This window comes from Arthrobacter sp. 260, from assembly GCF_013116745.1.
Taxonomy (GTDB): Bacteria; Actinomycetota; Actinomycetes; order Actinomycetales; family Micrococcaceae; genus Arthrobacter_D.
The window spans coordinates 1-267 of sequence record NZ_JABFOE010000053.1; the positions used below are offsets into that span (position 1 = coordinate 1).

Below are 267 nucleotides of genomic sequence, written 5' to 3' on the forward strand. Positions count from 1 at the left end.
TTCCTTTTGCTTATCAGCGTTGTCGCGTTCCTCGTAGACGCGCAGGAAAACGCCATTATCAAACTTATCGTAAACGCGAACCTGTGGCGCCTGCTTTGAGCCGAATTCTTCGCGTTCTTCTCGGCTCCACATGATGCGAAGCTGTACCAGTTCAGCGCCATCGTACACCCAGCCAAGCACGTTGCGCGGCGACACTGCCACGGCATAGGGCATCTTTCCCGCTTGGTCTTTCACGCTCAAGCCCGCAATCATTGGCGGAGTGTCGAC

At 55.4% G+C, this 267-nt stretch carries 1 protein-coding gene; it reads right to left on the bottom strand.

Translation table 11 applies throughout. The annotated features are described in order from the left end of the window. On the bottom strand, positions 1-252 hold a 252-nt coding region (locus HMI57_RS18335; protein ID WP_216607703.1), incomplete at its 3' end, for a hypothetical protein. Positions 253-267 lie beyond the last annotated feature (15 nt).